Below are 18,445 nucleotides of genomic sequence, written 5' to 3' on the forward strand. Positions count from 1 at the left end.
CAACGGTTACGCAGAGACGTTGAATCGGGTGAGTTCGCCTTTGACTGCCACTAAACTAGAACGGATGGTCGGGCTGGTTTCGCCCGATGCCCATGTCGAGAATTTGGAGGTCGGGACGGAGCTGACGGGTAGTGGTGCCGAGCGTTTGGTCGCCGTCAACGGCGACGGTCTCGTATTCACCGGGTGTGTAGGTGGTGCCGACGTCGAAGGTGACGCGACCATTCGTCTTTAGCTAAGACCAGTGGTAATATCTCGTGTAAATATTATGTATGGAAGAAATACTAGGGCGAATATAGCGACTGAACCGCTGTTACTACTGATAGTAGACGATACAGATTCTTTAGAGTCCCTATTTTCGGCCCATAGCGGTCGTGTTCTAACAAAATCTACCTCCAGATCTATGCTATTCAGTATTACTCTGAGTATTAGCTAAAGACGAATGGTGACGCGACTTGTACCCTGCGCGACGCCGCGTGTGCCGAAGAGTGAGCCGTTCGGTGTGACAAGGTTCACGTGTTCAACATCCGCGCTACTCGCGAGTTCGACGACGAGCCGCGTCCCCTGTATATGGACGTCCGCAAACGGAGACGTGCCACCCGTTGTCGACGAACTCGACGGCGTCGAACCGTCGTTACCGAGGCAGCCGGCGATGCCGGCAAGGGTGAGACTGCCGAGTGTTTGGAGGGCTGTTCGACGGTCGATGGATGGGTGTCTGTCAGTCATGGGTGCTGGAAGCGATCAACGTTGAAGAGGCGGAGAAGACGATAGCCTGCATAGAACATCACTGCGAACGGCAGTAGCCGCCATCCGGCTTCGATAAGGAGGGCGAACCACCCTTCGAGCGTGCCCAGCGGATGCCAGCGCACACTGGCTCGATCACTCACGTACGCAGGGTCGGTGTTGAGCCACGACTCGGGCTGGTAGCGTGCGGTGTAGATCCCGGGATCCTCAAGCGTGACGACTGCAACCCCGGATGCATTCGTCGTCACGTGCCGGCCGTTAATGCTGACGTATCCCTCACGGAAACTCCGGAGGATCGGATATCGGTTGCTCTGCCCGAGCGCGATTGGCTTCCCGGTCACGGCGTCGTGAAGTGTGAGCCGGACAGTCGCCTTTGACGCCGTCTGCGAGACGATGTGGGCGGTGAGCGTACTCTGGTGTAACTGGCGTCTCAAACCGGTTGGTGGCTGAGAGATGCTCGCGTTCACACCACGGACGATACCGGAGATGCGAAGCGCCTGACGGTTAACGCGATTAGCGCGAACCGCGAGGCCGTGTGTCGGCGTGTAGTTCCGGGTGACGACGTCGATGTGGACATCATCCCCGATCGTCGATGTAGGCGCTGAGCGATTCTGGCCCCACGTCTGAATGATCGACGGACCCGTCCGCACCGGCTCGGCGACCGGCCCGATCCGCGAGGGATACGCGTGAACGGACACGGGAATCGCGTCCGACGCCACCCGTGTGTCGCCGTCTGCGGTGGATCTCACGAGTGTATCCCAGGCAGTGTGGCGGGCGGTGTAGAACCGCCAGACACCGCGCACACTCGCGTTGCCGTTCTCGGTGAGGGTGTAGCCGCGCCATGGGAGGGATTGGAAGATAGCGACGCCGGCGTCCCCGTTTGGATACGTCGCGTAGTAGGGGTACGCTGAGAGATCGTAGACGGTTCCCGCCAACGAGTCTGAGACGGACACGGAATCGGTTCGCGTCGTTCGCTCGACGACCGTTCCGTTGATACGTACGGTCTTCTGGACGCGGACCTGAATCGTCGCCTCAAGCGCAATCCGTGTCTCACCGGTATCGTCGAGCTGGTAGTGGAGAACGGGCGTGTGTGAGCCGGGACTGGTCGCGAGACGACTCCCGTCCTGCAAGAGCTGGATACTCGATATCTCGTGGCTGAGCAGGGACCAGTCGACACGCCGATGCTCGGACGCCGATGAGTCTGGGTATCGGACGCGATAGTCGACGAAGCCGCGCAGCGTTCCGTTCGGGGCGAGATACCGCGTTGTCGAATCAGCTGCGCGATGTGCCCGTGTTGCTGGCTGCGCGGCGAAAATCGTCGCGTGAGCATCCGCGATAAAGACGCCATCCTTAAGGTCAGTTGTTGGCGGATGGAGCGATATCTGCGGGCCACTGGTGGGTAGATCGCGGAAATCGTGGCGAGTCCATGTCGCGGCAGTCGCTGGGGGTCGGGTGAACGTGAGGTCTGTTCCGTTCGCAACCTGCTGGAGGGCCGTCCGATGCTCGCCGTATCGCTGGTGGTAGCTCGTTTCGCTTGTGTAGTTGTCAGCATCATGCGACCAGAGGGTCGCGGATTGATTCTCCGTGAGTCCATTCCCCTCGGTTCCCGGTCGTGGGGGGCTTGCAGTGGCGAGTCCTGCAACTGTCCCAGCGACGAGCAGGGTGGCGACCGCTACTGAGAGGAACCGAGTGCCCACCATCATTACGAAGTAGTGTTACCAGGGGACGAGGTTCACGCAGCTCGCCAGTGGGAGCCCCATCATGGAGCCGGCGACGGTGTAGAGCGGGCCGAGGACGACGAGTATCGCGGTGGATTTGAGTGCTGACCGCTTGTGCCGCTTAATGTCCTTCTTCTGCTCGGGGTTCAGCGTGAACATATCGATAAGGGAGTCTGCCTGCCAGACGACGGCGAGGCCGATGATTCCGAGTGCCGTCGTGAGTTGGAAGAATCCCTCAATCATTGTCGGCAGCTTGCTCGCGCTACAAACCGTCGTCTGTTGGGCCGCGACGGGTTCGACAGCGACAAGGCTGAATAGGAGAAGCGCGCTTCCGATGCGTCGCAGTAGATGTTGGGGAATTTGCCCCTGTTGAGAGGCGTTTTGGCCAGTGTCAGTGGTGGCTGATTCTGAATTCGTCACCGCATTCCACCCCACCGTTTCCAGTTAGTGGTGGCCTCGACGGTTGTCTCTTCCCGGTCTGTGGTCTGTATAGCATCGTGGGGTCTACCGATCTCCTCTCGATGCATTCTCCTGTAAGTCGATAGAGATGAATTAAGAATCTTATGACTCCTATATCTATACAATTAATGGAGATTCGTCAGGGTATTAAATAGTGTTTGATATAATCTGCTTCCTGGGTATCCGTCCGTGTTTGATGATATGGAACTCATCGGTATCCGTTGGTTCTCCTATTGGCTCCGGCTCATCTCTCTGTATAGAAACCTTATCACTATCCAATAGCCCATATCAATTCCTGCGATATACACGGCGTAATGACCAGCAATACCGACGAAGTTGCGGCACTCTTTCCGATAATTAGATTGAAATCTGAACCCAACCTCCCGGGATTTCTCCGCGGAAACGCGAAGGAGGCTGTCAATGTATTTGTGCAGGGTTAGCAGGGGGATCACCGGGTGGCTTACTTAGCCCTATAAGGTGATAATACCTCCGTGAATGTTCTCCGATACCATCTACAGAAGCATCTTAGACTTCTCTATCCACTATTGAAGACAAATCTTTTTCATAGAGGAGTCAGTATGCCGCTAGCACGACACTACCAGCTATGGTACAGATGGAAACAACGGAGGTCGAGAGCGAACTGAGTTTGTTCAAATATGGGAATCTTGAAGCACTCCCGTCCAGATACCGTGACCTCTCCGAGAAGGAGCGTAATCAGCGGATCGCGGCGGCACGCGCCGAGCTTGGGGATGACGTACTCGTACTCGGTCACAACTACCAGCGCCGCGAGGTCGTCGAGCATGCTGACGAGATCGGTGACTCCTATCAGTTGAGCGAGTACGCGGCCGCGAGTGACGCCGAACACGTCATCTTCTGCGGCGTGACCTTTATGGCAGAAAGCGCGGATCTGCTCACTGACGACGACCAGACAGTTTACCTCCCCTCGATGGAAGCCTCGTGCCCGATGGCGGGGATGGCCGAAGCCCTTCAGGTGGACTCTGCATGGCAGCACATTACGGACGCCGTCGACGGGGACGTGATCCCGATCACGTACATGAACTCCTACGCGGACCTGAAGGCGTTTTGCGCGGAACACGGTGGTCTCGTTTGCACGTCTTCGAACGCAGATGCCGCCTTCGAGTGGGCCCTCTCCCGGGGGGATGCTGTCTGCTTCCTCCCGGATAAGCATCTCGGGTGGAACACTGCGAACGCGATGGGACTCGGCAGTCAGACTGTGGAGTTTGATCCGTGGGCAGATGAAGCCGACGGCGAGGTCGCGGACGCCGATGTCGTCCTCTGGAACGGCTACTGTCAGGTCCATGAACGCTTTACGGCCGAGCACGTTGCTGAGGCACGTGAGTCCCACCCGAACGCGACTGTCGTTGTCCACCCTGAGTGCCGTCCCGAGGTCGTTGAGGCAGCCGACGTGACGGGAAGCACGGCGACCATCCGGGAGACGGTCACAGATGCCGATCCTGGCGAGGCGATCATTGTCGGTACCGAAATTCACCTGGTAAACCACCTGGATCGTTGGCACGATGATGTGGACGTCTACCCACTCTGCGGGGACGCCTGCATGGATTGTAACGCGATGCGGCAGGTGGACCCGAATTACCTCACGTGGATCCTCGAATCACTCGTCGCGGGCGAGGAACACAACTCCGTCCGTGTGGACGACGGTGTCGCCGCGAGCGCAAAAGTCGCCCTCGACCGGATGCTCGATCTATGAAGGCGGATGTGCTCGTGCTCGGGAGCGGGATCGCCGGGTGTAGCGCTGCGCTTGCCGCAGCCCAAGAAGGTGTAGACGTGCTCGTCGCAACCAAAGCAAGCCAGCCCGAGGAGACGACAACGCATTGGGCGCAGGGCGGCGTCGCCGTCGCCCGTGACGATCCCGACTCGTTCGCCACGGATATCGTGACCGCGGGCGACGGCGTCTGTGACCCACACGCCGTTGACGTGCTCGTCTCCGAATCTGATAGCGTTGTCAAGGACGTGCTTGTGGACACGCTTGATGTACCGTTCGCCGATGACTATGGGAGAGAGGCTGCCCATTCCGAGGATCGAATTCGTCATGTCGGCGCCGAGACTGGAAAACATCTCCTTGCCCCCTTCCTCAGGTATCTCAACGACCAAGACGGTGTGCGGATCCTAGAAGATACCGCAGCACTCAGTTTACTCACTGACGAGGGGCGTGTCAGGGGGGCCTTCCTTACCCATCCCGATGGCGAGCGGGTGGCCGCAATCGCGGACGCCACCGTGTTGGCGACGGGTGGCGTCGGCGCGTGCTTCCCGCGTTCAACGAATCCCGACACTACGACGGGGGACGGCCTCGCGATGGCCGCGCGCGCCGGCGCCAACTTGGAAGACCTCGCCTACGTCCAGTTCCACCCGACTGCGACAGTGGGCGAGAATCCGCTACTTATCAGCGAAGCCGTCCGCGGCGCAGGTGCCGTACTTCGGAATGCTACCGGTAAGCGTTTCATGCCGGCCGTCCACGAAGACGCTGACCTCGCGCCGCGCGACGTCGTGGCGCGCGCCGTTGCCGAGGAGCGGGAGCGTACCGGTGAAGTATATCTTGACACAACGCCGCTTGACTTTAGGGACACGTTCCCCGCGCTCGCCGAACGCGTTCGTGACGCCGACTTCGACCGCGATTCGATTCCGGTTGCGCCTGCCGAGCATTTCCTGTGTGGTGGCATCGCGGTGGACGACCACGGTCGGAGCTCACTCGACCGACTTTATGCAGTCGGCGAGGTCGCCCGCACGGGCGTCCACGGTGCAAACCGCCTTGCATCGACGAGTCTTCTTGAAGGCCTTGTTTGGGGCCGCCGGGCCGGTGCGGACGCCGCGAACGTTGAGCGTGCAAACGGGACGCCTGAGGTTCCTGACCGACGAGATCGGGATCCTGAACTGCCCGCTAGCTTCGTAGACGGGAAGTTCGCCAGTCTGCAAGAGATTGTTGGTAAGGAGGTCGGCCTCCGGCGGAGCGACGACGGCCTTGAGAGAGCGTGCGCTGCACTCCGTCGACTAAAGGGGGAAACAGATGCCTACGCTCGCACTCGATCCGCGCGCAATGTCGCGGAGTTGCGGAACGCCGCGACAGCAGGCCTTCTACTTGCGCGTGCTGCCCACGAGACGGAGCCTGCAGGCTGTCACGCGCTGGAGGGGATCGAATGCCGATAACACCAACGGACGTTGAGCGCTGGCTCCGCGAGGATCTTGGCCATCACGACGTGACGAACGACGTGCCGGGTGAGACGGCCGGTCGTCTTATCGCAAAAGAGTGCGGTGTCCTCGCAGGCACGGAGGCGGGGACACAGGTCTTCGACTACCTCGGCTGTGATGCACACGCGTTAGTGGACGATGGGTCGTGTGTCGAGGCTGGCGAGCCAGTTCTCGACGTCGCGGGCGACGCGCAAAGCGTCTTGCGTGGCGAACGCGTCGCCGTGAATATTATCGGCCATGCCTCGGGTGTGGCAACGGCGACGCGGCGCGCTGTGGAGGCCGCTCGTGAGGAGAGCGCAGACGTCGCGATTGCGGCGACGCGAAAGACAACACCTGGCCTCCGGGGCATTGAGAAGCGTGCGGTCGTTGCAGGCGGTGGTGACACCCACCGCCTCACTCTCTCGCACATGGTGATGGTGAAAGACAATCACGTCGCCGAAATGGGGCTGGAAACTGCCGTCGAACGCTTCCGCAAAGTGGCGTCGTTCGCGACGAAAATCGAAGTAGAGGTGGAGACACCAGCAGACGCCCCGCGAGCTGCCGATGCAGGCGCGGACATCGTTCTACTTGACAACATGACGCCTAAGAAGACCGCAGACGCCGTCGAGCGTCTGCCTACAGGGGTGCTTGCAGAGGCGAGCGGTGGTATTACGATCGAGGAGGTTCCCGACTACGCGGCAACGGGAGTGGACGTGATTTCGATAGGTGCTCTCACACACTCAGCACCTAGTCTTGACTTCTCTTTCCGGACTGGATAGGAGTCCTACCGTAATCTCCGGAATTATCTACCTTCTCCTCTCACTAGATATTCGAAACCTGATAAGACACACCGGTGTTCGACGAGTGCCATTACGAAGACTTCTGGGTATTGAACGACCGCTGTGTCAACTAGAGTCATGTGCGAGCCGTTCTACGGCATCCTAATTCAGATGTCGTAGAATCTAGAAGTCTTTGCAGGGGCAGCGGCTGAAGACTGATCTATTCGCTGGTTCTCGAAGATCCAGCGAGAGCAGTGAGTAGATAATTTTGGTGACTACTATAGTTTAGTCTGGTGAATCGTCAGTGGCGAGTTCAAATTGTTCGTTCTCGGCAGCGGCATTGAGCACGACGCTGGTCGCGGATTCGGCGATTTCGGCGTCGCCGAGGAGTTCCTTGATGAGCATATTCATGTGATCCGTGTCGTGGAATTTCCCGATGGCGATGATGTCGTAGTTCCCCGTCACTTCGTAGACGGAGATCATCTGGTCATGTGCGCCGAGTCGCGCGGCAAGGTCGGGAAGTGAACCTCCCTCGGCTTTGAGTTGGAGGACAGCGGTGATGTCGTAGCCAAGTTTATCGTAGTCGACGGTTGGTGTGTAGCCCGTGATGACGTTCTCTTCTTCAAGCTCTTGGAGGTGGTTCGAGATCGTTGTCACGGAGACGTCGATTTCCTCGGCGAGACTGCGGAGGCTTGCGCGGCCATCTCCGAGAAGCTCATTTATCAGCTCAGCATCAATATTCTCATAGGCCATATCATGAGCCACGTTTGCGGCCCTGTTAACATATGGTATTCAAACCCGTTTGGACTGGGTTACTCACAACGCTTAGGCGTAGAAACACGGAGTGATGTATTTCTCAGTGGGGTTCTCTCGCCAAGACGAGGTGCAACCCCATCGCAGTGGTGTCCAGCCAGTTGAGGTTGCACCCTTGATGGCGGCTATCGGTAACGAAGTACGCAGCCATGAACGGACTGCTGGAGTAGCCCTAGCTACACCGAGGCCCTAACCAGGCCTGATACCGACAGCGCCAGCACTGTCAACAGCCAAAGTGAAAAATATATCGACGGTAATACTGGGAAATCCAAGCGAGGATGAGATATAGTATCGATTAGAAGTAGTTATTCACTTTTGGGATGGAAATTTGGTCAAGAGCGGTATCGATTGCGGTTGTCAGCTCGTCGAGTGAGTCAAAGAAGCGGTTGCTGAGAGCTGCTTGGAGCTGTCTCCAGCATTCCTCGACAGGGTTCAGCTCTGGTGAGTACGATGGTAGCGTCACGAAATCAAGGCCGTCACGGTCCGCGAGGTCCGTGACGGCCGCCTGGAAATACGGTGCTCCATCGAGGACAACGAGTAGCTCTTCCTCAAACTCTTCGCATAATGCTAAAATGAAATGTTTCGCGTGCTCGCCCGTAACGTATTCAGTAAATCGGGAGAAGAAGCGATCACCGTCTTCGGTGATCGCGCCCAGTAAACACGTCCACTCGCGTTGTCCAGAGAGTTCAACCGAAGGCCGCGTGCCGCGCGGAAACCACGCGGCACGCGGCTCAACTTGGACGGATTTCTTTGTTTGATCGATACAGACTACGGTGGCGTCCATCTCTGCTCGCTTTTTTTGAGTTCGTCGTGGAAATCTTCTCGTTCGTCTTCATCCGATTCAGCGGCTGTACGGCGTGGTTTTTGATAGCTCAATCCCGCTTCTTTCAACAGCCGCCGACAGCTCGGGATTGAGTAGTCCACGTCGAAGGCGTCAGCGAGAAATTCTTGGGCGAGCTCCGGCGTCCACGCCGGCGCGTCGATCCCAACCTCGTTGGGTGGATCGTGGACAGCATCTTCGAATTTTTGTTGCTGTAGTTCTGAGAGTTTACGTTTTCTCCCAGTTCGCTTAGCATCAGTAACGGCCTGCTCAAGCGACTCGTCGGTGTCGAGTCGCTTGAGCCAGTTGTAGATCGTTCGCCGGCCGGTACCGTGCCACTCAGCAAGCTCGGTTTGCGTGACCCCGTTTTTGTACGCGATAGCCGCTAACAGTCGTTCTGTCGGCTTCTTTCCGTCCACGTTGTCGAGAGCCTCTTGGAGGTCTTCGCGAGAGATCTCGTCGAGGTGGTCCATTACATCCTCCAACAATCTCTGGGTAAATAGTTCTAACTCCTACTATAGGTCGAGACGTTCGTCGTTGAGCGTAATGTAGCCGGCGTCGGGAGAGTAGAGCCCATAGAGCGTCTTCATCAGCGTGCTCTTTCCCGCGCCGTTCTCGCCGAGTAGTCCGTGTATCTCGCCGCGCTTGACGTCGAGATCGACGTCGTCGTTGGCGACAACGCCTGGGAACTCCTTGTGAATCCCGTTCATCCACATGAATACACCATCACTCATTGATGATCCTATTATCTCTTCTACACCTGAGTGTATAAATTTTCCCTACTAGGTCGATATAGTAGACGAATAGCTATCTTTTACCGGAATTAGAATCCGATTGAGCGATCAATTAGGCGAATGGCGGTGGGGGCGGACATGCACACGAACGTTTACGTGGAGGTGTTTCGACTGACCGAACGTGATGCGCAAGAAGGATCACGGACAGCGAACAGGCGGTGAGACGCGTGGCTGACGTCCTCGTCACGAACGGTCGCGTCATCACACAGAACGGCGACCGAGACGTCATCGAGGACGGCGCGCTCGCGATCACTGGCGAGCGCATCGAGGCGGTCGGCCACACCGCAGAAATCGTGGCCGACTACGATGCCGCGCGCGTCGTCGACGCCGACGGCGGCGCGGTGATTCCCGGTCTCATCAACGCCCACACACACGTCTCCGACATCGTTCTCCGCGGCGGCGCGTTCGCCGCCGATCGCGGGCTCTACGACTGGCTCTACAACGTCAAGCGGCCCGGATCCGTCGCGATGATGCCCGACGAACACGCCGTCGCCGCCTCGCTCTACTGTCTGGAGGCGATACAGTCCGGCGTCACGACGTTCGTCGAGAACGATACCGAGGTCGTCTGGGACACTCCGGAGACCATCGAGGCGAAACTCGATATCTACGAGACATCGGGCATCCGGAACGTCTACGGTGCGGGCTTCGCCGATAGCCCGCCGGACGAGGCCTTCGAGGCGCTTCTCGCGGACTATCAGATTCGGAACGCGGACACCGAGCACCCGCCCGCCGACCACTTCTCGATCGACACCGACCGGGCGATCCGCGAGACCGAGCGCCTCATCGAACGCTACCACGGAAGCGCCGAGGGCCGCCAGTCGATCTGGCCGACGCCGATCGTCCTCGCGTCCTCCTCCGCGCGCGGCCTCCGGGAAGCCTATCAGCTCGCCGAAGAGCACGACGTTCAGACGACTATGCATATCGCCGAGGCCGAAGTCGAGGAGGCCGACGCCGGCCTCTCGAGCATCGAGTACCTCCGGAACGTCGGCTACCTCGGCGAGCGCACCCTCCTTGGGCACTGCGTCCAGATCGATGCGAGCGACGTCCGCCTGCTCGCAGAGAGCGGGACGAGCGTTGCGCACAACTTCATGGCGAATATGCGCCTCGCCACCGGGTTCGCACCCGTCGTCGAGATGCTCGACGCGGGCGTCACCGTCGGTCTCGGCACCGATAACGCGAACCTGAACGACACCGTCAATCCCCTCTCAGACGTTCGTGCCGTCGCAAGCGCGCACAAGGGCTACCATCGTGATCCGGGTGTCGTCCCCGCGCAGACCGCCCTCGACATGGTGACGATCGACGGCGCGCGCGCCATCGGCCGTGCGGACGACCTCGGGTCGCTCGAAGCCGGCAAGCTCGCGGACGTCGCGATCGTCGACCTCGACCACCCCCACCTCACGCCGTGTCCCGATCCCGTTCACGCGCTCGTCTACGCCGCTCAGGGCTTCGAGGTCGAGACTGTTCTCTGCGCGGGCGAACTCGTCATGGACGGCCGTGACGTCCGCTCCTTCGGGGACCCGGCCGCGATCATGCGCGACGCTGCCGCCGTCGGCGCGGACGTTGTCGAGCGCGTCGGCATCGAGTAGGGCCACGACGCCCTCGAAAGGCTCACCGCTGTGCGAGTCTTCTTGTGCCCGCTCGCGATACGCATACATATGCGACTCGCACGCGTGCAGACCACGGACGGCATCGTGACCGGAACTTACGTCGACGGCGTCGTCGAGACGGAGAACGAGACGTACGAAGTCGGCGTCGACGCCGAACTGCTCGCGCCGACGCGGCCATCCGCGCTCTACTGCGTCGGCCGGAACTACGCGGCGACGCTCGACCAGATGGACTACGAACGCCCCGACGAACCCGACTTCTTCATCAAGCCGCCCGTCTCGGTGCTCGACCCCGGGACACCAATTCCCTACCCGTCGTTCTCCGAGGAGGTCACGTACGCCGGCGAACTCGCCGCCGTCGTCGACAGAGAATGCTCGAACGTCGCCGAGTCCGAGGTCGACGATGTCGTCCGGGGATACACGATCATGAACGACGTGGACGCCCTCGACCAGCCGGGACGCACCGCGCGCAAGGCCTTCGATGGCTCTGGCCCCCTCGGACCGTGGATCGAGACCGACCTCGATCCCGCGGGCATCGACATGCGCACGGAGATCGACGGCGAGGAACGCCAGAACACGAACACCGACTACATGCTCTTCTCGCCGCGCGAAATCGTTTCCTTCCTCTCCGAGCGCGTCACCCTCCAGCCGGGCGATGTTGTCGCGTTCGGCAGTCCCGCGAACCCTGGCGTGATCGAACCCGGAAACGAGATCGAGATCACGTACGAGGGCGTCGGCACACTCCGGAATACCGTCGTCGCCGGAGAATAGCGTCGGGAACGAGCGCGGGGGATCAGCTCCCGCGGTACGTCGTGTAGCCGCCGGGAGAGAGAAGGAGAGGGACGTGGTAATGTTCCTCGACGTCGTCGATGACGAAGCGCACCGGCACCGTCTCGAGGAACGACGATTCGGCGTCGATCGCGCGGTAGTACGCGCCAACCTCGAAGCGGAGCCGGTAGGTACCAGTCACCATCTCGTCGGCGGAGAGCAGCGGGTCGTCGACGCGACCGTCCGCGTTCGTCGTTGCACGCACGAGCATCTCGTCGTCGCCTGACTCGTCGACGCGCTCCAAGATCACGTCGACGCCTTCGGCGGGGCCTTCGCGGCTCGTGTCGAGGACGTGCGTGGTTAGTCCGGCGCTCATTATTCTTCCTCCAGGTCGTCGCGATCCATCGAGAACTGCTGGAAGCCCGTCGGTCGCGCCGGCTCGCGCAGCACCGTCGCGTCGCCTTCGAGGTCGTCGCGCACCTCGATCCACGTGCGGTTGTTTGCCTGGAAGCTCACCGACTCGAGCTGCGGGTAGCGCTCGAGGACGCGTAGGCCGATCTGATAGATGAGGTCCTGGATCGAGTTCGAGTCGTGTTCGTCGAAGACGACTCCCGCGATGTCGCGCACCTGCTCTGCCGGCACGTAGCGTTCGGGGTCGTCGCCGAGCGCGTCCGTCGCGTCGTCATATGACCAGAAGATGTCGAGAGAGATGTAGAGCGTCCGGTCATCGCGCTCTGGGAGCGTCGTGTACTCGTCCTGCACGTAGCCGGTGAACGAGTTCCCAGACACTTTCACGAGTTCGAGGTCAGTGACGCCGCTCGTCTGACCCGTGATGACGGTGCCGTCCTCGTCGCGTTCGAGCGCGATCTCACCGTAGCCGGACTCGTCGTCGGAAACGCCGAAGACGAGGTCGCTCGCCTCGAAGCCCGCCCCGTCGTCGGCGGGGACGGGCCGCTCGTCGAACGCGATCTCGTCCGCGGACACCTCGATCGCCTCCATCTGGTCGTAGGTGTCGAGGAAGCGCGCGCCGACGAACTCGAGGAAACCCTCGAGCGTCGCGCCGTCGTACTCGCCGGCGTGGTGGAGGATGAAGTTCTTCATCGAGTCCGTCGCGACGACCATGCTGTTGTCGCCCTCGCTGAACGACGGGAAGAACTCCTCGCCTTCGACCTGCACGCGGACGTCCAACCCGAAGAGCGTGTTCTCGCGGCCGTCGAAGTCGGATTCAGGAATCGTCCGGACATCCTCGAGCGGCGTCGCGTACGTCCGGTAGACGGCGACCTGCTCTTTCCCGTAGTTCATCGTGCGTTCGCCCGAGTCACCGATGTCGTCACTGTCCGCGAGAGTTTCACGAGTCGTCATCGTTCATCCGATACCTTCTCACCTATGTACAAAAAACTTCGCGTTAGAATCGCACAGCAAGAACTAAACCGAGAATTACGTGGACGAACGCAATCTCCGACTACGCGAGCTCGCCTGTAGTCACGTGTTCCTCGAGGCGGAGGCGTGCGATCTCGTGGACCTCGTCGAGTGCAGTCCGGAACTCCTCGGACTCGTCGTGCTCGACGCGCTCTTCCATCGCGGCCTGAATCTCGTCCGGCGACGCGCCCTTCACCGCCATGATGAACGGGAAGCCGAAGGCGTCGCGATAGCGCTCGTTCAGTTCCTCGAACGCCTCGTACTGCTCGCGACTCAACTCATCGAGGCCGGCTGACGCCTGCTCGCGCTCGGAGGCATCCGTCATCTCCGTTTGCTCGCCGAGGTCGGGGTGCGCGCGGAGTAACTCGAGTTTCCGCTCGTGCGAGGCGTCCGCGACCGTCTCGGCCATCGCGGCCGCCAGTTCGTCGACCGAGTCGAACGGCCGCTTCGCGTGCGTCCGCGCGGCCACCCACGGCGACTCCTCGTAGACATCGCCGAGCAACTCGACGAAGGTCTCCTCGTCCGCGTCGTTCAACGCCGCCAGCGTCGTCGTGTGTTCGCTCATCGTGTGCTGAATCCGTCGGTAGTCGTCGATTCGGCGCTCGCACTCGCTCGCATCGCTCGCACCGTCATCTACGTCTCCCACGCCGGGATCGAGCGTTCGAGGAACTCGCCATGCCCCGGGTCTGCGACGATCGCGCCGTCGTCCGCGACGAGCTCGCCGCGCACGAACGTCTTTCGCACGCGGCCCGTGACCCCGCGGCCCTCGTAGATCGAGTAGTCGGCGCGCGAGGCGTTCTCGTCGGCAGTGATGGTGTGGGTCGCGTCCGGGTCGAAGACGACGATGTCGGCGTCCGTCCCGGGATCGAGCGTCCCCTTTCGCGGCATCCCGAACGTCTCCGCGGGATTCGCACTCATGACGCGCACGAGGAAGGGGTAGGAGAGCCCGCGCTCGCTGACGGCTTCGTCGTGGAAGACGGGGAGACTGCGCTGGATGCCGTTCGCCCCGAACGGCCCCTCCCACCACGGTCGATCCGTCTTGTCGGCGCGCTTCGAGGCGACGTGATCCGTCGAGACGACGCTCAGCACGCCCCGACGGAGGTACTCGAACATCGCCTCGACGTCGTCCGGCGCGCGGATCGGCGGTGCGATCTTCGGGAGGTTCCCCTGCTCGGCGTAGACGGCGTCGTCGAGCGTCGTGTAGTGGACGCACGTCTCCGCGCGGACTCGTGAGCCGTCCTCGCGGAACCGATCCATCACTTCCGCGGATGCCCGCGCGGTCGTGTGGATTCCGTAGTACTTCGCACCCGCCTCGCTTGCGAGGCGTACCGCGTCCTCGGCGGCCATCGCCTCCGCGTAATCGGGGCGCGACTCGGGGTACGCCTCGGGCTCGTCCCGGCCGGCTGCGCGCAGGTCCTCGACACGGGCCTCACAGACAGAGTCGTCCTCGCTGTGGACGAGGCCGACCGCCCCGTGGTCAGCGAGATGCTCGAACACTCGTCCCATAAAGCCGTTCGAGAGCCCGTAATCGTACGCCGTGTACATCTTGAACGACGTTATGCCCGCCTCGACGACGTCGCCCATCTCTTCGAAGAGGTCGTCGTCCTCGCGGAGGATCCCCCCGTGTAGACCGAAGTCGATGAGCGCCTCCGCCTCGTTCGCGCGCTTCTCCTCGACGCCGTCAAGCAGCGGTGCTGGCTCGTCCCACGGGCTTTCGTCACCCGCGTACGCCTGCCACGCGAAGTCGATGACCGTCGTAACGCCGCCGAGTGCGGCCGCGCGCGTCGCCGTCTCGTAGCTATCGATGGAGACGTGGTCACCGATATGGACGTGCGGGTCGACGATACCTGGCATGACGAGGTCGCCGGTCGCGTCGATGTGCTCGTCGCCCTCGGGGAGCGCGGCCTCGTCGCCGACGCCGACGATCTCGCCGTCGTCGATGGCGAGCGCGCCCTCGCGCGTTCCGGAGGCGGTGACGAGTGTCCCGCCCGCGATCACTGTGTCAACACTCATTCGCGTGCACCTGTCGCTTCGATCGGGTTAGAACTTCCGGTCCCAGCAACGCACTCGTGAAAACGCGGACGTGCGTCCGCGATATCGGGTGCCGACCGCGCGAGTGCGTCAGTCGACGACGACGTCGACGTAGTCGAACGCCTCGACGTCAACGAGGCCGTTGTTCGTCAGGCGGTACTCGGGGATGACTTCGAGCGCGAGGAAGGAGAGCTCCATCAGTCCGGCCTCGCCCTGCAGTCCGAGGTCGCGTGCCGTCGCCTCGACGCCCTCGAAGCGCGCTCGGACGTCGGCGAGCGGCGCGTCCGACATCAGCCCCGCGACCGGAAGCGCGAGCGACTCGAGCGCCTCGCTCTCCGGGTCGTAGGCGGCGATGCCGCCCCCAATCTCGCGGAGGTGGTTCGCGACGCGCGCCATCGCGTCGTGGGAAGCACCCGCGATGACGCAGTTGTGTGCGTCGTGGGCGACCGTCGAGCCGATCGCACCCCGCTCCAGGCCGAGGCCGTGTACGAACCCCCGACCGATCGTGCCGTCGCCGCCGTGGCGCTCGATCACCGCCAGCGGAAGAACGTCGTTCGAGACATCGGCGTGGAGGACGGCGGTTTCGGCGTCCGCGAGCGGGCCGACCGGCACCGACGCAGTCATCCGCCCGGTCTGCAGGCCGCCGACGGCGTCGACGACGCGGACCGTCGCTTCCTCCGCTCCCGAATGCGCGAGCGCCAACTCGGCGGCGTCGAGCGTGGGGAACTCCACCGTGTCCGTCGCGATTCCGGTCGGGGGCGGGTCCGCCGCGTCCGCGGTCGGGTTGAGGACACCGTCGACGACGACGTACTCGACGTCCCACGAGGCGAGGTCGGAGAGGACGACCAGGTCGGCGGGCGCGCCGGGTTCGATGCGGCCGAACGGGAGGCCGTACGCGTCCGCGGTGTTAATCGTCGCCATCTGTACTGCGGTCACGGGCTCGACGCCGCAGTCTATGAGCGCGCGGAGCGCATGATCAACGCCGCCCTCCGCGAGGAGGTCCGTCACGTCTCGGTCGTCCGTGCAGAGCGAGAGTCGCCGGGTATCGACCTCGTCGACGAGCGGTGCGAGATCAGCGAGGTTCCGGCTCGAGGAACCCTCACGGAGGTAGACACGCATCCCGGCGCGGACCTTCTCACGGGCTTCCGCGAGCGCGATGCTCTCGTGGTCGGTGTCGAGGTGGCGTGCGACCTCGTGGAGGTCGTCGCCGCCGAGGCGCGGCGCGTGACCGTCGACCAGGAGGCCGCGCTCGCGCGCCGCCTCGATCTTCGCGTGCACCTCGGAGTCGCCCGCGAGCACGCCCGGGACGTTCATCACTTCGCCGAGCGCGATCACGCCCTCGGCGTCGAGTAAGTCCGCGACCGCGTCGGCATCGAGCGTCGCGCCGCCGTCCTGTAAGTCGGACACTGGCACCGAGGACGGAACGGTGAAGCGCGCCTTCAGTGGCGTGCGTGCGGCATCCGCGAGGAATCCCCTGACGCCGGCTTCGCCGAGCACGTTCGCGACCTCGTGGGGGTCGTGGACGACACTCGTCACGCCGCGCGGGATGACCGCCTCACCGTAGCGCGGGAGCGTCACCATCGAGGATTCGACATGCATGTGCGCGTCGATGAGGCCGGGCGCGACGTACGCTCCCTCGACGACGCGCTCTGCGGGGCGCTCCGCCAGTGCGACAATCTCGCCGTCGTCGACGGCGACTGCGCCATCGCGCAGCGTCCCCGTCGTGACGTTCACGATCGTCCCGCGGACGAGGAGGTCGACCGGCTCGGCTCCGGCGTCGCCCTCGGCGTCAGCGTCCGCGCTCATGTGTCGAGGTGGCTCTCGTTCCGCATCTCAGTCGTCGTCGACCGGCGTCGGGGACGACCCGGAGTCCGGAATGTCCTCCTGCATGTTCGTCGGCGTCTCCGGCGCGAGGCCGTCCGTGTACTCGGTCGGGCCGGTACCGACGCCGCCGCCGGGGATGACGACGTTGAGCACGAGCGCGGCGATACCGCCGGTGACGAGTGCGGACCCGAAGAGCGTCTGGACTTCCGTCGGGAAGTTCTGGAGGATCTCCGGGCGGAACGCGACGCCGAGGCCGAGCGCCATCGAGAGCGCGAGGATCGTCGAGTTCCGGTGGTCGAGCGTGACGTTCTGCGTGATGATGCGCGCACCGGAGGAGAAGATCATCGCGAAGAGGATCAGCGCGCCACCACCCAGGACGGCATCCGGCATCGCGGAGACGACCGCGCCGACCTTCGGAACGAAGCCGAGGACGATGAGGACGACACCGCCGATGCCGACGACGTAGCGGCTTGCGACGCCCGTGAAGTTCACGAGGCCGACGTTCTGCGAGAAGGACGTGTTCGGGAGCGCGTTGAAGACCGCGCCGAACGCGCTCATCACGCCGTCCGCGATGAGGCCGCCGCGGAGTTCCTCACGCGAGGGGTCGCGGCCGGTCGCGGAGACGGTGCCGGAGATGTCGCCGATCGTCTCCATGCCGGTGATGATGTAGAGGAAGGCGACAGTGAGGACGGCACTCGGCGGGAAGGCGAGGCCGTATTTGAGCGGCGTCGGGACGGTGATCCAGCCCGCGGTTGCGACGGCGGAGAAGTCAACCATCCCCATCGCGATCGCGGCGACGTAGCCGACGACGATGCCGACGAAGACGCTAATGACGCGGAGGAAGCCCTCGAAGAACTGGTTGAGGACGACAGTGATGAGGAGGACGAGGCCGGCGAGACCGAGGTTGGCGAACGAACCGTAACCAGCGGCGCTCGGACCGGCGGACGCGCCGGCGGCGTAGTTCATCCCGGTCGGGATGAGCGTGAGGCCGATGAGCATCACGACGATGCCGGTGACGAGCGGGGGGAAGTAGTTGCGGAAGCGATCGAGCGTGAGCCCCATCACCATCTCGACGGGCGCGGCGAGCAGTGACGCGCCGAAGACGGCGGCGATTCCGAACTGGCTCCCGATACCGATGAGCGGCCCGAGGAACGCGAAGCTCGTCCCCATGACGATGGGGAGTTTCGCGCCGACGGGACCGATCGGGAACACCTGCACGAGCGTCGCGACGCCGGCGACGATGAGCGCCATCTGCACGAGGAACGTCGTCTGGCCGGTGACGGAGCCGACGGCACCCGCGAGGATCAGTGGCGGCGCGACGTTCCCGAGGAACATCGCAAGCACGTGCTGGATCCCGAGCGGAATCGCCTCCCCGAGCGGTGGTTTGTCTTCGATGCCGTACATCACGACGGAGTCGCTATCCGATCCGGTGGCTTCTGAACCACTCATGCCAACAGCGCTTCTCACTATA

18 protein-coding genes and 1 pseudogene are annotated in these 18,445 nt (G+C 62.4%); 7 read left to right on the forward strand and 12 right to left on the reverse strand.

Annotated elements, in window-relative coordinates:
* Positions 1–232 (forward strand): hypothetical protein (locus tag ABDZ36_RS08415; RefSeq protein ID WP_343749274.1); only part of this gene is annotated, 232 nt, incomplete at its 5' end.
* A 197-nt stretch (positions 233–429) separates the two neighbouring features.
* Here ABDZ36_RS08415 and ABDZ36_RS08420 read toward each other — a convergent pair.
* From ABDZ36_RS08420 to ABDZ36_RS08430, 3 genes are read right to left on the reverse strand one after another with little or no spacing between them, the layout of a single operon-like run.
* Positions 430–723: a hypothetical protein gene (locus ABDZ36_RS08420; RefSeq protein ID WP_211312497.1), complete on the reverse strand. Its 294-nt coding sequence runs from the start codon at positions 721–723 to the stop codon at positions 430–432.
* A complete protein-coding gene (locus tag ABDZ36_RS08425) occupies positions 720–2,441 on the reverse strand; it encodes a DUF8186 domain-containing protein (RefSeq protein WP_211312496.1) in 1,722 nt (573 codons plus the stop codon). The genes ABDZ36_RS08420 and ABDZ36_RS08425 overlap by 4 nt, the downstream gene beginning before the upstream one ends.
* Positions 2,442–2,456: 15 nt before the next feature.
* Positions 2,457–2,819 (reverse strand): DUF7985 family protein, encoded by a 363-nt coding sequence (locus ABDZ36_RS08430; protein WP_211312503.1) that lies wholly within the window; start codon positions 2,817–2,819, stop codon positions 2,457–2,459.
* A gap of 413 nt (positions 2,820–3,232) precedes the next feature.
* On the opposite strand from ABDZ36_RS08430, the gene ABDZ36_RS08435 reads away from it, so the two are divergent.
* The 4 genes from ABDZ36_RS08435 (at position 3,233) to nadC (ending at position 6,901) form a co-directional block, all read left to right on the forward strand.
* Positions 3,233–3,358 carry a hypothetical protein gene (locus tag ABDZ36_RS08435; RefSeq protein ID WP_343749276.1) on the forward strand — a complete coding sequence of 42 codons (126 nt, stop codon included), beginning with the start codon at positions 3,233–3,235 and terminating at the stop codon, positions 3,356–3,358.
* Positions 3,359–3,531: 173 nt separating this feature from the next.
* Positions 3,532–4,647, forward strand: coding sequence for a quinolinate synthase NadA (gene nadA, locus ABDZ36_RS08440; protein ID WP_211312502.1), 1,116 nt, complete (start codon positions 3,532–3,534; stop codon positions 4,645–4,647).
* Positions 4,644–6,101, forward strand: coding sequence for an L-aspartate oxidase (locus ABDZ36_RS08445; protein ID WP_211312495.1), 1,458 nt, complete (start codon positions 4,644–4,646; stop codon positions 6,099–6,101). The genes nadA and ABDZ36_RS08445 overlap by 4 nt, the downstream gene beginning before the upstream one ends.
* A complete protein-coding gene (gene nadC, locus ABDZ36_RS08450; RefSeq protein WP_211312494.1) occupies positions 6,092–6,901 on the forward strand; it encodes a carboxylating nicotinate-nucleotide diphosphorylase in 810 nt (269 codons plus the stop codon). Before ABDZ36_RS08445 ends, nadC begins: the two co-directional genes overlap by 10 nt.
* Positions 6,902–7,186: 285 nt before the next feature.
* Here the strand turns inward: nadC and lrp are convergent, their stop codons facing one another.
* The 3 genes and pseudogenes from lrp to ABDZ36_RS08465 all read right to left on the reverse strand — a co-directional run.
* Positions 7,187–7,654 (reverse strand): HTH-type transcriptional regulator Lrp, encoded by a 468-nt coding sequence (gene lrp, locus ABDZ36_RS08455; protein ID WP_211312493.1) that lies wholly within the window; start codon positions 7,652–7,654, stop codon positions 7,187–7,189.
* Between the two features lie 355 nt (positions 7,655–8,009).
* Positions 8,010–9,007, reverse strand: a protein-coding gene (locus ABDZ36_RS08460) for an IS630 family transposase (RefSeq protein ID WP_211312492.1) whose coding sequence is annotated in 2 segments (ribosomal slippage) — positions 8,010–8,515 and positions 8,515–9,007 — 999 coding nt in all. Because the reading frame shifts where the segments join, the coding sequence is not laid out codon by codon here.
* Positions 9,008–9,052: 45 nt separating this feature from the next.
* Positions 9,053–9,268: pseudogene (locus ABDZ36_RS08465) on the reverse strand (ATP-binding cassette domain-containing protein); the annotation flags it as partial.
* Between the two features lie 227 nt (positions 9,269–9,495).
* On the opposite strand from ABDZ36_RS08465, the gene ABDZ36_RS08470 reads away from it, so the two are divergent.
* Both ABDZ36_RS08470 and ABDZ36_RS08475 read left to right on the forward strand, forming a co-directional pair.
* Entirely contained in the window at positions 9,496–10,914 is a 1,419-nt protein-coding gene (locus tag ABDZ36_RS08470) for an amidohydrolase family protein (RefSeq protein WP_343749277.1), read from the forward strand.
* Positions 10,915–10,983: 69 nt separating this feature from the next.
* Positions 10,984–11,703: a fumarylacetoacetate hydrolase family protein gene (locus ABDZ36_RS08475; protein WP_211312489.1), complete on the forward strand. Its 720-nt coding sequence runs from the start codon at positions 10,984–10,986 to the stop codon at positions 11,701–11,703.
* Positions 11,704–11,725: 22 nt separating this feature from the next.
* Here the strand turns inward: ABDZ36_RS08475 and uraH are convergent, their stop codons facing one another.
* From uraH to ABDZ36_RS08505, 6 genes are all read right to left on the reverse strand, one after another.
* Positions 11,726–12,076 carry a hydroxyisourate hydrolase gene (uraH, locus tag ABDZ36_RS08480; protein WP_211312488.1) on the reverse strand — a complete coding sequence of 117 codons (351 nt, stop codon included), beginning with the start codon at positions 12,074–12,076 and terminating at the stop codon, positions 11,726–11,728.
* Positions 12,076–13,062 carry a factor-independent urate hydroxylase gene (pucL, locus tag ABDZ36_RS08485; RefSeq protein ID WP_343749278.1) on the reverse strand — a complete coding sequence of 329 codons (987 nt, stop codon included), beginning with the start codon at positions 13,060–13,062 and terminating at the stop codon, positions 12,076–12,078. The genes uraH and pucL overlap by 1 nt, the downstream gene beginning before the upstream one ends.
* Before the next feature lie 100 nt (positions 13,063–13,162).
* Positions 13,163–13,684: a 2-oxo-4-hydroxy-4-carboxy-5-ureidoimidazoline decarboxylase gene (gene uraD, locus ABDZ36_RS08490; RefSeq protein ID WP_211312500.1), complete on the reverse strand. Its 522-nt coding sequence runs from the start codon at positions 13,682–13,684 to the stop codon at positions 13,163–13,165.
* A 68-nt stretch (positions 13,685–13,752) separates the two neighbouring features.
* Positions 13,753–15,132: a dihydroorotase gene (locus tag ABDZ36_RS08495; RefSeq protein WP_211312487.1), complete on the reverse strand. Its 1,380-nt coding sequence runs from the start codon at positions 15,130–15,132 to the stop codon at positions 13,753–13,755.
* 108 nt (positions 15,133–15,240) lie between these two features.
* Positions 15,241–16,956, reverse strand: a complete 1,716-nt coding sequence (gene ade, locus ABDZ36_RS08500) for an adenine deaminase (protein WP_211312486.1) — start codon at positions 16,954–16,956, stop codon at positions 15,241–15,243.
* Positions 16,957–16,983: 27 nt separating this feature from the next.
* Positions 16,984–18,423 (reverse strand): uracil-xanthine permease family protein, encoded by a 1,440-nt coding sequence (locus tag ABDZ36_RS08505; RefSeq protein ID WP_211312485.1) that lies wholly within the window; start codon positions 18,421–18,423, stop codon positions 16,984–16,986.
* Positions 18,424–18,445 lie beyond the last annotated feature (22 nt).

This window comes from Halarchaeum salinum, assembly GCF_039520965.1.
Lineage (GTDB): Archaea > Halobacteriota > Halobacteria > Halobacteriales > Halobacteriaceae > Halarchaeum > Halarchaeum salinum.

Bases quoted from the DNA above. Each gene is read 5' to 3' on its own strand.
- ABDZ36_RS08420 (WP_211312497.1), bottom strand. From the start codon at position 723: ATGACTGACAGACACCCATCCATCGACCGTCGAACAGCCCTCCAAACA.
- ABDZ36_RS08425 (WP_211312496.1), bottom strand. From the start codon at position 2,441: ATGGTGGGCACTCGGTTCCTCTCAGTAGCGGTCGCCACCCTGCTCGTC.
- ABDZ36_RS08435 (WP_343749276.1), top strand. From the start codon at position 3,233: ATGACCAGCAATACCGACGAAGTTGCGGCACTCTTTCCGATAATTAGA.
- nadA (WP_211312502.1), top strand. From the start codon at position 3,532: ATGGAAACAACGGAGGTCGAGAGCGAACTGAGTTTGTTCAAATATGGG.
- ABDZ36_RS08445 (WP_211312495.1), top strand. From the start codon at position 4,644: ATGAAGGCGGATGTGCTCGTGCTCGGGAGCGGGATCGCCGGGTGTAGC.
- nadC (WP_211312494.1), top strand. From the start codon at position 6,092: ATGCCGATAACACCAACGGACGTTGAGCGCTGGCTCCGCGAGGATCTT.
- lrp (WP_211312493.1), bottom strand. From the start codon at position 7,654: ATGGCCTATGAGAATATTGATGCTGAGCTGATAAATGAGCTTCTCGGA.
- ABDZ36_RS08475 (WP_211312489.1), top strand. From the start codon at position 10,984: ATGCGACTCGCACGCGTGCAGACCACGGACGGCATCGTGACCGGAACT.
- uraH (WP_211312488.1), bottom strand. From the start codon at position 12,076: ATGAGCGCCGGACTAACCACGCACGTCCTCGACACGAGCCGCGAAGGC.
- pucL (WP_343749278.1), bottom strand. From the start codon at position 13,062: ATGACGACTCGTGAAACTCTCGCGGACAGTGACGACATCGGTGACTCG.
- uraD (WP_211312500.1), bottom strand. From the start codon at position 13,684: ATGAGCGAACACACGACGACGCTGGCGGCGTTGAACGACGCGGACGAG.
- ABDZ36_RS08495 (WP_211312487.1), bottom strand. From the start codon at position 15,132: ATGAGTGTTGACACAGTGATCGCGGGCGGGACACTCGTCACCGCCTCC.
- ade (WP_211312486.1), bottom strand. From the start codon at position 16,956: ATGAGCGCGGACGCTGACGCCGAGGGCGACGCCGGAGCCGAGCCGGTC.
- ABDZ36_RS08505 (WP_211312485.1), bottom strand. From the start codon at position 18,423: ATGAGTGGTTCAGAAGCCACCGGATCGGATAGCGACTCCGTCGTGATG.